Here is a 10,906-nt window from a genome sequence, read left to right as displayed (position 1 = left end):
GGTCCCGTTCCGAACCCGGAAGCTAAGCCCCATCGCGCCGAGAGTACTGCGGGGTCAGCCCGTGGGAGGCCAGGGCGCCGCTGACCGGTGGACGGCACCGAGCCGTACGCTTGAACTGAGAAGGGGGGGAGGCCTCGCGGCCTCCCCCCTTTTTGCGTTTATGGGGCGTAAATGACTCTATTACACCAGACGATCTTATCGTTTTTGGTATTCAGCCTTTATTTAAAGAAGATAAATCGAATAACAAGGGCAACTGCTATGGCCACAATGATCAAAAGCAGGATTGTCAGTCGATGCTGCTTGCGTCGTTTACTTGATGAAACGAAGATTGATTTTCCCTGTTTTGGCGTTTCGAGATAGCGAGCCGAATGCGTCAAGGTTTGCTTTGGTCGAGGACCTCTTTGTTGATGAGTGGCGGATGCTTTCATCGGCTCATCACTAGCTGCGCTGTTTTTAGATAATGGTGCGTCTTTCAGATATACAGGGTCTCCCGAGGCGACGCCCATATGTTTACGCCCCGTTTGGGCATCCTCGAGTGTTTGATATCGATTTCTCGTCACATACTCGGGCTCCGGATCATTAATGGGCTCTTGCGAGATGTGGGGGCGATGGAACCGTGGCGGCTGCGTGGAAGTATCTTCCCCCCGCGTCGGCATAAACATATTGTTCTGGTTTTGGTCGTCCATGATGCCCTTTAGCTCGTTACTAACAACGTGTACGCGCTCATTGTAAGCCCCTTGTTATTTGTAGCTGGGGACATCCTCGGTATTTAAGCTCTGGTTCAAAGAACCTTAACCTTCCTAAAACCTAAGTCATACGCACTTAGATATGCTTATAGTACTGGACTCAAAAAACTTTATAGTCGATGTATATATGAGCACTGGGTGGGCATATATAAGAGCGTCAAAAGAAGTCCCAGTCACCTGGAAGATGACTCGGCAGTCCTATAAAGGAGTGGTAAACATGGCAAGCATGGTTCCTTATCGTTCGGTTTTTGGCGTTCGTCCCTCTGCAAGCTCGCTGTTCGATCTGTTTGATGATATGAGCGACCTAGTGAACAGCTCGATTGCCTCTAAGGCGTTCCCCGTTGACGTTGAGGATAAGGGCGATGGCTATGAGGTCAAGGCTTATCTGACCGGCGTCGCCAAGGACGATATCGATGTCGAGCTTAACGAGGGCCGTCTGTCCATTAGCGTGAATGTCGAGGAAGACGAGGAGAACGAGGGCAAGAACTTCCTGCAGAAGGAGTTCAGCTCGTACAGCGCGACGCGTGGCGTGTATCTTAAGGACGCTTCGAGCGAGGGCCTCTCGGCTAAGTACGCTGACGGCATCCTGACCGTTACGGTTCCCAAGATCGTCGAGAAGAAGAACGTTACGAAGATCTCCATCGAATAACTTCGTTGGTGTTCTTCGCTATTAAAAGACAACAAAAGGGGCTGGGAAGCGATTCCCGGCCCCTTTTGCTGTTTAGGACAGTCTATTGAATGGTTGCTGGCCGATACTGGCTTGCGGGGCGTATCGAGAGTTTTCGCGATCCTTGGAGAAGGGTGGCGGAGCTGCCGAGCTCGTCATCCAGGGTTGCGGCTAGAGCTTTGGCATAGCTTTTGACGGTAAGGCTCGGACGATTGTTATCTTGGCTGATATGCATGGCAATGAGCTGTTCGGTGCGATCGGTAACAAGTTCGCGCGCGGCTTCGGCGGCTTGGCCGTTGGAGAGGTGTCCCCTTGCAGACAGGATGCGCTCCTGAAGAAAGCGGGGATATTCTCCCTCGCGCAGCATGGTCACATCGTGGTTGCTTTCGAGCGCGAGGACTCGACAATCTTTGAGGGTGTTCATGGCTTGGCTCGATAGCTCTCCGGTGTCGGTAGCAAAGCCGATGGAATCATCGAGGGCGTCGAATCGAAAGCCGATTGGATTTATGACATCGTGTGATGTTGAGTAGGTTTGCGCGTGGATGCCGGCAATGGATAGGGTGTCACCGGGGTCGAATTCCTCGACAGGCAGATGCGAAAGATTTTCTTTGCTCGAAAGTGTGCCCCTACTGGCAAAGAGGGGACCGTGCCAGTGCTTGCACCAGACATCGAGACCCTTGATGTGATCGCTATGCTCATGAGTAATGAGAAGAGCCGAGACGTTGTCTGCCGAGAGTCCCAGTTCTGCCATGCGCTTTAATGTCTCGCGGCGAGAAAGACCGTCGTCAATCATGATGAGCCCCCGGGGGCCTTCGATGAGCGCGCAGTTGCCTTTTGAGCCGCTGCCAAGGATATGAAGGTGCAGACGAGACATAAGATTCCAAAGGATACAATGGGTGCGGACGAATAGAGGAGGAAGCAAATGCCTACGGTATCACAGCATTACGGACACCATGCCGTGCCCGGGGCAGTCGATGAGACCCGAACGAGGCAGCAGGCTGCTCCTGTCGTGCTCATGGTATCAGGCGGCGCGGACTCGACGGCACTGCTTCTTATGGCGTGCACATCAAAGCTGGATATCCAAGACGGGCGCGGTGTTGCCCCCATTGCTCGCGAGCGCCTGCATGTGCTGCATGTAAACCATCATCTGCGCGGCAAGGCGTCCGATGGCGACGAGGCCTTTGTGCGTGAGCTCTGCGCGAAATATGGTTTACCGCTGTGCGTGGAGCACGCTTATTTTGATGGGGAGTCGGGCAATATTGAGGCCGCGGCCCGCGAAGTGCGCTATGCCGCGGCGCGGAGGTATGTTCGCGAGCTCTGCGCCCAGACGGGGGCACCGCGAACGGCGGCTCGTATCTGCACCGCGCACACGTCTTCGGATCGCGCGGAAACGTTTTTGATGAACGCGATTAAGGGTTCGGGCCCCGCTGGCCTATCGAGCATTCCTCGCCGGAGGAATATCGTGGTACGTCCCTTGCTCGACCTAACTCATGGCGAGCTCGTGGGCTATCTACAGGTACATGGTCAGCCGTGGCGTGAAGACGAGAGCAATGAGGATATCTCGTATCTGCGAAACTACGTGCGCCATCGGGTAATGCCGGTGGTGGCACAGCGTAATGCGAGCGTGTGCAAGACGATTGGCGCCGCCTGTGAGATCTTGGGTGATGAAGATGCGTTTCTATCCCAGCTGTCGGCACAGGCGTTTCGAAGCTGTTTGCGCAAAGAGGCAGCGGGTGCGCTGGTGCTCGATGCCAGGCGCCTGGCTGCGGCCGAGGTGGTAATCGCGCGGCGCATCGTGCGACTGGCGATTAAGCGCATCGATCCGGACGCTCGTCCCGAGATGCGACATGTGGAGCGAGTCCTTTCCTGCGTTGCCGAGGGCACCGGCTCGGTCACGCTTCCGGCGGGGATTGACGCACGCATTGAGTTTGGCATGCTGGCGTTTAAGGCGCCGGCGGCTCGCGAGGGCCTGGTCGCGGGCTGGGTTACCGTACCCGGTCGTTTGCCGTTGGGCGGGGGACGTATGCTGGTCACAGAACCGATGGCTGTTGAGCCGGGATGCGATATCGTGCGCCGCGCCCGTGAGCTTGCGGCTGCCGGGGAAGTGACAGCTTTGGTAGACGCGGCTGCCCTGGGTTTTGCCGACAGCGATAGTGAGCGGATCCTGGCGGGCTCGCGTGGCGAGATCCCTGCCGAGGCGCGATTGGCGCGCCTGTGGGTGGACGGTCCCGCGCCGGGAGACGTGATGTGCCCGTTAGGGATGAGTGGCCGAAGCAAGAAAGTATCCGATTTGCTAGGTGAGGCTCGCATTCCCGTTTCCGAGCGCGCCGGCGTGCCCATGGTGAGGACGGCGCCGGGGGGTGCCGTGGTGTGGGTCGCCGGAGTTCGCGCGGACGAGCGTTTTAAGTGCACGGCCGCAACGCGCGTGGCATATCTGCTTCGTGTGGTCGTTGCGGAATAGCGTCCCACGCCAGCTATTCTGTGCGACGTTGACGGTATTCCCGCGCTGATGGCGTACGGGCTGGAAAATATTCCCCGTGCGCTGCTAGAATGTGAAGTTCGCGTCCATACGGCGGTGTGTGGGCGATAAGCACAAGAAAGGGTTGTCATGGCTTCTCAACATCCGGATATCGAGAAGGTTTTGTTTACGCAGGAGGATATCGACGGTATCGTCTCTCGCCTGGGCGAGGAGATTACGCGCGACTACGCGGGTAAGGATCTGGTGCTGATCGCGGTCCTACGCGGCGCCGTGGTCTTTATGGGCGACCTGATGCGCAAGATCGAGCTGCCGACCAACATCGATTTCATGGCTGTTTCGAGCTATGGCGACGGTGTGAAGTCCTCGGGTATCGTGCGTATCATTAAGGACCTGGATATCGACATCCGCGGTCGCGACGTGCTGATCGTCGAGGACATTCTGGACTCGGGCCTGACGCTCAAGTATCTGATGAAGAACCTCGAGAGCCGCAAGCCCGCTTCTCTGGAGGTCGCCGCCTTCCTGTGGAAGGACGTTGAGGACCGCGTCTCGGCCATCACGCCCAAGTATGTTGGAACCCATTGCCCCGATGCCTTTGTGGTGGGCTACGGCCTCGACTATGCCGAGCGCTATCGTAACCTTCCGTATCTGGGCATTTTGAAACCGGAGGTTTATTCGTAAGATGCCCGACGACCATAACGATAACAATTCCCAGACTCCCCGGGAGCCTAAGATCCCGGGGATGCCCGGAGGCAAGAAGCCCACGCGTACGGGCTGGCTGTATTTTATTTTGGCTTGCGCGCTTCTGGGCTACGCCTTCTTTAACATGGGCTCCGGCTTTGCCAATTCCAGCAATACCGTTAAGCTCGCGACGAGCGAGATGGTGAGCGCCATCAAGCAGGATCGCGTCGAAGATCTGACCTATACGGTTCAAGACGGAAGCGTGAAGGGTCATTACTGGAAGACGAAGAAGGACAAGGGCGATACGAGCGAGCTCAAGAGCTTCTCCTCGACCTATGTCGGCTCCGATTCGCTTGCCGAGCTCATGGCGGAGCACCCCGATACCAAGTACATCGTCAACACCAACGATCCCGATTTTTGGGGCGACTTGGCGATGAGTGTGCTTCCGACGATCGCCCTTATCGCCATCATGTTCTACTTTATGCGTCAGATGATGGGCGCCAACAACAGGAACATGCAGTTTGGCAAGACCAACGCCAAGACCAACGAGGCCACACGCCCCAAGGTCAAGTTTGAAGACGTTGCCGGCGTGGACGAGGCAGTCGAGGAGCTCGAGGAGATCCGTGACTTTTTGAGCGATCCGGATCGCTATCGCAAGCTGGGCGCCAAGATCCCGCGTGGCGTGTTGCTGGTTGGCCCTCCGGGCACCGGTAAAACGCTGCTGGCCAAGGCCGTTGCCGGCGAGGCGGGCGTGCCGTTCTTTAGCATCTCGGGTTCCGACTTTGTCGAGATGTTCGTAGGTGTCGGCGCCAGCCGTGTGCGTGACCTCTTTAAGGAGGCCAAGTCCCAGGCCCCGTCGATCATCTTCATCGATGAGATCGATGCCGTGGGACGTCAGCGCGGAGCTGGCTTGGGCGGCGGTCACGACGAGCGCGAGCAGACGCTCAACCAGCTGCTGGTCGAGATGGACGGCTTTGAGGAAAGCGAGTCGGTCATCCTGATCGCCGCCACCAACCGCCCCGACATACTGGATCCGGCGCTGCTGCGTCCCGGTCGTTTTGACCGTCAGGTTACGGTCGACCGTCCGGATGTGAAGGGCCGCGAGCAGATCTTGCGCGTGCATGCCGAGAACAAGCCGATGGACGAGGACGTTAAGTTTGAGAAGCTCGCCCAGATGACCGTTGGCTTCACTGGTGCCGATCTGGCAAATCTGCTCAACGAGTCTGCGCTGTTGGCTGCCCGCCGCCATCGTTCCGTGATCTCGATGGACGAGGTCGAGGAATCGATGGAGCGCGTGATTGCCGGACCGCAGCGCAAGGGTCGCGTGATGACCGAGGCCGAGCGCACCACGATTGCCTACCACGAGAGCGGTCACGCCCTAGTGGGTCACATCCTGGAGCACTCCGATCCGGTCCACAAGATCTCGATCGTCAGCCGCGGCCAGGCTTTGGGTTACACGCTGCAGCTTCCGCAGGAGGACCACTTCCTCAAGACCAAGAACGAGATGCTCGACGAGCTCGCCGTGTTCTTGGGTGGCCGCGTTGCCGAGGAACTCATGTGCGACGACATCACGTCGGGCGCGAGCAACGATCTGGAGCGCGCGACCAAGATGGCGCGCGAGATGGTCACGCGCCTGGGCATGAGCGAGGAGCTTGGAACGCAGGTGTTTGGTGAGGCGCAGCATCAGGTATTCCTGGGCCGCGACTATGCCGATCATCAGGACTACTCTGAGGAGACGGCGCGTCGCATCGACATTGAGGTCCAGCGCATTATGCGTGAGGCCCATCGTCGTGCGGTCGAGATCCTGGATGCCCGTCGCGATCAGCTCGACCTGATGGCCAAGGTGCTGCTCGAGCGCGAGACCGTCGAGGGTGACGCCGTGAACGCCCTGCTCGACAACGAGTGGGACGCCTACCTTGAGCGCGAGGGCGATATCCTGGCGGCCAAGGAGGAGCGCAATGCCAAGGCGGCCGGCATGCCGACCAAGAAGCGCACGCCCCGTATGAGCGAGGAAGAGCTGGCGGCTGATGCCGCGGCCTTTGCGCAGGCGGCCATGCAGGAGGATGCCGAAGTCGCATCCGATGATGCTGGCGATGACCATGCCGTCGTCGATGCCGACGCCGACGCCGACAAATAGTCTTTGTGGCGAAAGCCTCCGCGGGGAAACCTGCGGAGGCTTTTTCTTTTGAGCGATATGGGGCCGTCTGTTGATTGGGGACAGACTTAAATGAGCGTTTTCACGCATTTAAGTCTGTCCCCAATCAACATTGCTGCGGCACTTTGCTCGGCTAAAGCGTACAATAGCGCCTATGCGAAAGGGGAACAGATGATCAACGAAACTATGTATGCTCGCGGCGCGGAAAGCTCCATCATCCGTGAGATTTTTAGCTATGGCCTTGAGCGCAAGGCGCAGATCGGTGCGGAAAACGTATTCGATTTTTCGCTGGGCAATCCGAGCGTTCCGGCGCCCGCTGCTGTGGCTGAGTCGATTAAGAAGGCCCTGGAGCTGCCGAGCGACCAGCTGCACGGCTACACGCCCGCACCGGGCCTGCCGCAATGTCGTGCCGCTGTGGCCGAATCGCTCAACCGCCGCTTTGGCACGAGCTATGAGGGCAAAGACGTATTTATGACGGTGGGTGCCGCGGCTTCGCTCACCTGCACGCTCAACGCCGTTACGAACCCGGGCGACGAGGTTATTGTTATCGCCCCGTACTTTCCGGAGTATCGCGTTTGGATTGAGAAGGCCGGCTGTACGTGTGTTGAGGCGCTCGCCGATGAAGATACGTTCCAGCTGAGCGTGGACAACGTGCTCAAGGCGATCAGCGATAAGACGGCGGCCGTCATCATTGACTCTCCCAACAATCCGACCGGTGCCGTATATACATGCGACACGCTGACGCGACTGGCCAATGTTCTGCGCGAGGCCAACGCTCAGCGCGATCCCGAGAATCCGATTATGCTCATCTCGGATGAGCCGTACCGCGAGATTGTGTACGGTGCCGAGGTGCCTTGGGTGCCCTCGATCTACGAGCACACCATCGTGTGCTACTCGTATTCCAAGTCGCTGTCGCTGCCGGGCGAGCGCGTGGGGTGGATCTTGGTTCCCAACACCAATCCGCAGGCTGCCCGTCTGATGCCGGCTGTTGCGGGTGCTGCCCGTACGCTAGGTTTTGTATGCGCACCGGCACTCTTCCAGCGCGTAATCATCGATTGCATCGATGAGCCGAGCGATGTCGAGGCCTATGCGCGCAACCGCACCGCGCTTACCGACGCACTAGCGGAGTACGGCTACACCTATGTTGAGCCGGATGGTGCATTCTACCTGTGGGTGAAGGCGCTGGAACCCGATGCGAATGCGTTTTGCGAGCGTGCAAAGAAGTATGAGTTGCTTGCGGTTCCCTCGGACAGCTTTGGTATGCCGGGTTGGTTCCGCCTGGGCTATTGCGTGAGTTACGAAACGATTATCAATTCGCTACCCGCTTGGAAACAGTTGGCGGACGAGTATCGTTAAAAGTAAAGCGCTCTGCCTACAATGTTTTACGTGAAACGGGGTTTGGTGTTAAGCCAGACCCCGTTGTCATGGACGTTGTGTCTTTGGGATGGAGTGGTTTTACGACTATCGAAGGCTATGCGTACAATGAATATAAGCGACGGCCGTGCCAGATAAGGAGACCTGATGCCCTACCTGCTTTCTTGTGACATTCATACCCATACGATATTCTCTGCGCATGCATATTCGACCATTGAGGAGAATGTGTACTGGGCGGCAGAGCGTGGCCTGCAGGTGCTCGGATCTGCCGACCATCTGAGCTCTATGGTTACGGCTTGCCCCAATGACCTGCGCAGTTACCAATTCTTTATCAACCAGGATATCTGGCCGCGCATTTGGAGCGGCGTGCTGGTGCTGCGTGGTGCCGAGGCCGATATCGTTTCGCTGGACGGAAGCCTGTTTGGCGAGGACACTCCTGTCACGCTCGATATTGCCGGTGATTCGTACAGCCGTCAGCATTCGCTGTTCGATTTGGTTACGCGAAATTTGGATTATTTGGTTGCGAGCGTGCATAATCCGCAGATTGCTGAAGGCGCGACGCTGGCCCAGACGACCGAGATGTATATCAATGCCCTGGAGCACCCCAAGGTGTTCATGCTGGGTCACACGGGGCGTTCGGGCGTGCCGTTCGATATCGACGAGGTGCTGTTGGCAGCTAAGGCCAAGCACAAGATTATCGAGATCAACAACCATAGTCTTGAACACGGTGTCGACACTGAGCATTGGGCCGTATGCCGCAAGATCGCCGAGCGCTGCGCCGAGCTGGGCGTGGGCATTGGCGTGTCAACCGATGCCCACATTGGCATGGCCATTGGCAAGCTCGATCACGCGCGCAAGATGCTCGACGAGATTCACTTCCCGCTAGATTTGATCGTGACGCGCGACCGCGAGACGCTGCTGCGCGAGATGGCGGCAGCCGGCGTGTGCGATCTGCGCAATGGGATGTAGCGGAGTTTATAAACCAAGCGAAGGGGGCGGCCCAGGCGGGTCGCCCCCTTTCTTGTCCCAAAAATCTACTGAGGTCGGTTATCGGCGTTCGAGGACCGCTACGGTTTCGGTGTGGTCGGTGTGAGGGAACATGTCGACGGGCGTGATCTTGAGCAGGCAATAGCCTCCGTCGAGGAGCTGATGCAGGTCGCGCTCTTGAGTTACGGGGTTGCAGCTGATATAGGTGATGCGGCGCGGCTTAAGCGCGCAGGCAGCTTCGAGGAACTCGGGGGTAGAGCCGGCGCGCGGCGGATCGATGGAAAGGACATCGACCCGCTCGTTGTTATCGGCGGCATCCAGGATGCAATCGGTGGCGTCGTCGGCCATAAACCAGGCGCTGCGGGTGAGGCCGTTGAGCTCGGCATTGCGACGTGCGTCGGCAATGCCCGCCGGGTTGCGCTCCACGCCGAGCAGCATAATGCCGATGCCCTTTTTCTGGGCATCTTTAACTGCGCAAAGACCGATGGTACCGCTGCCACAGTAGGCATCCATGAGCACATCGCCCTGGTGCAAATCCATGCCGTCGATAGCGAGCTGATAGAGCAGCTCGGTCTGTTGCGGGTTGGTCTGATAAAACGCGGTGGGGGAGATGTCGAATTCGCAGCCGAGCAGCTGGTCGCGCATGCATTCGGCGCCATACACGATGCGGGTTTCCTCGCCGAGGATGGCGTTGCCGGGACGTCCGTTGATGTTTTGGGCGACGGTGACGATGCGCGGATCGAGTGCGGCGACAGCCTCAAAGAACTCCTGCGCATGCGGCAAGTCGCGCTGAGCGGTCACGAGCGTGACCATGACCTGGTCGGTACGCCAACCGCAGCGGACGACGGCATAGCGGAGCAAGCCCAGATGCTTGTCCTCGTTAAAGGCGGGAATATGCAACCGCTCAGCTTCGCGTGCGATGCCGTTGAGAATCTGACGAGCGCCCGACGCCTCGACGGGGCATTCGGGTACGGCAACGATCTTGTGCGTGCCGCGCTCAAAGAAACCGCAACGGACAGCGCCCTCCTTACCGGGAGCAAAGGGAGTGGCAGCCTTATGACGAAAGCCACGCGGCGCAGGATATTTGCCCGGGTCGCCCAGGGTGACGCCCATACCGCGAATGGGGTCGACGCTAATACCCTCACGCTCGCAAAGAGCAGCAAAAAGCTCCTCCATAGCAGCCTGCTTGGCGGCGAGCTGCTTCTTATAAGGACGATTGAGCGCCGTACACCCACCGCAAGCTTTCATGATCGAACAGGGAGACTTGGGGTCCACAGCCTTACGCGCAGACGAAACCCGATCTTTATGCGAGCGCTTGGAGCGAGTCTGAGATGCCTTATCCTCGTTCCGACGAGAGCCGGGACGCTTGGCCTTAGCCGACTTGCTTTTTGCAGCTTTAGAAGACTTGGATTTCGTAGAAGATTTTTTCTCCTCTGACCCCTCAGCCGCCTCGATCAAAGCACGACGAGCCTTACGCTCCGCACGAGATTCTGCCATCAATAACTCCACTAATTCATGAATTAAAGCTGCAAGTATTGTACCGTGCCAAGCCAGCAGACGATATGCAAGCGGTTTATTCGTGCCAGTGATAAGCCCAACGACGGTTGCCCGCCGCGTGAGGGGTGTGGGGGTTAAGTTTATCGCGAGTTCCGCACGAACAGGAGGCCACTTAATGTGGCCTCCGTCGTGAGCAGGACTGTAGAGCAGGAAACTTAACCCCCACACCCCTCACGCGGCGGGCAAACTCGCCTTGTGCTCTATCACGCTAAAGTGTATGATTCTGAACGTTACACGAATCACTTTACTTAACTAAAGTGCCA

Annotated in this window: 9 protein-coding genes and 1 rRNA gene; 7 read left to right on the top strand and 3 right to left on the bottom strand. The window is 57.9% G+C overall.

The window, feature by feature from the left end; translation table 11 throughout:
* Window positions 1-86: ribosomal RNA gene (rrf, locus tag AAAX75_RS06290) — 5S ribosomal RNA — on the top strand; the annotation flags it as partial.
* A gap of 132 nt (window positions 87-218) precedes the next feature.
* On the opposite strand, the gene AAAX75_RS06285 is transcribed toward rrf, so the two are convergent.
* The gene (locus AAAX75_RS06285) at window positions 219-686 is read right to left on the bottom strand and encodes a hypothetical protein (protein ID WP_349091476.1); all 468 of its coding nucleotides are present in this window, start codon (window positions 684-686) and stop codon (window positions 219-221) included.
* 277 nt (window positions 687-963) lie between these two features.
* Between AAAX75_RS06285 and AAAX75_RS06280 the strand changes: the two genes are divergently transcribed.
* Window positions 964-1,395: an Hsp20 family protein gene (locus tag AAAX75_RS06280; protein WP_316366879.1), complete on the top strand. Its 432-nt coding sequence runs from the start codon at window positions 964-966 to the stop codon at window positions 1,393-1,395.
* Between the two features lie 82 nt (window positions 1,396-1,477).
* Here AAAX75_RS06280 and AAAX75_RS06275 read toward each other — a convergent pair whose 3' ends face one another.
* Window positions 1,478-2,287 carry an MBL fold metallo-hydrolase gene (locus tag AAAX75_RS06275; protein ID WP_055310181.1) on the bottom strand — a complete coding sequence of 270 codons (810 nt, stop codon included), beginning with the start codon at window positions 2,285-2,287 and terminating at the stop codon, window positions 1,478-1,480.
* 48 nt (window positions 2,288-2,335) lie between these two features.
* Here AAAX75_RS06275 and tilS point away from each other — a divergent pair, with 48 nt between their 5' ends.
* The 5 genes from tilS to AAAX75_RS06250 all read left to right on the top strand — a co-directional run bounded on the left by tilS (window position 2,336) and on the right by AAAX75_RS06250 (window position 9,068).
* Entirely contained in the window at window positions 2,336-3,874 is a 1,539-nt protein-coding gene (gene tilS / locus AAAX75_RS06270) for a tRNA lysidine(34) synthetase TilS (RefSeq protein WP_349091473.1), read from the top strand.
* A gap of 147 nt (window positions 3,875-4,021) precedes the next feature.
* Window positions 4,022-4,570 (top strand): hypoxanthine phosphoribosyltransferase, encoded by a 549-nt coding sequence (gene hpt / locus AAAX75_RS06265; RefSeq protein ID WP_022093938.1) that lies wholly within the window; start codon window positions 4,022-4,024, stop codon window positions 4,568-4,570.
* Window position 4,571: 1 nt separating this feature from the next.
* The gene (ftsH, locus tag AAAX75_RS06260) at window positions 4,572-6,707 is read left to right on the top strand and encodes an ATP-dependent zinc metalloprotease FtsH (RefSeq protein ID WP_349091470.1); all 2,136 of its coding nucleotides are present in this window, start codon (window positions 4,572-4,574) and stop codon (window positions 6,705-6,707) included.
* A gap of 189 nt (window positions 6,708-6,896) precedes the next feature.
* Complete coding sequence (locus tag AAAX75_RS06255) at window positions 6,897-8,081, top strand: pyridoxal phosphate-dependent aminotransferase (RefSeq protein ID WP_196025543.1); 1,185 nt, start codon at window positions 6,897-6,899, stop codon at window positions 8,079-8,081.
* Between the two features lie 165 nt (window positions 8,082-8,246).
* Entirely contained in the window at window positions 8,247-9,068 is an 822-nt protein-coding gene (locus AAAX75_RS06250) for a phosphatase (protein ID WP_195234978.1), read from the top strand.
* 78 nt (window positions 9,069-9,146) lie between these two features.
* Here AAAX75_RS06250 and rlmD read toward each other — a convergent pair whose 3' ends face one another.
* Window positions 9,147-10,583, bottom strand: coding sequence for a 23S rRNA (uracil(1939)-C(5))-methyltransferase RlmD (gene rlmD, locus AAAX75_RS06245; RefSeq protein WP_349091468.1), 1,437 nt, complete (start codon window positions 10,581-10,583; stop codon window positions 9,147-9,149).
* Window positions 10,584-10,906 lie beyond the last annotated feature (323 nt).

Origin of the sequence: Collinsella sp. CLA-ER-H7, from assembly GCF_040092345.1 — a bacterium.
GTDB lineage: Bacteria > Actinomycetota > Coriobacteriia > Coriobacteriales > Coriobacteriaceae > Collinsella.
The sequence above is the reverse complement of the archived record's forward strand: the minus strand, read 5'-3'. Positions and strand labels throughout refer to the sequence as shown.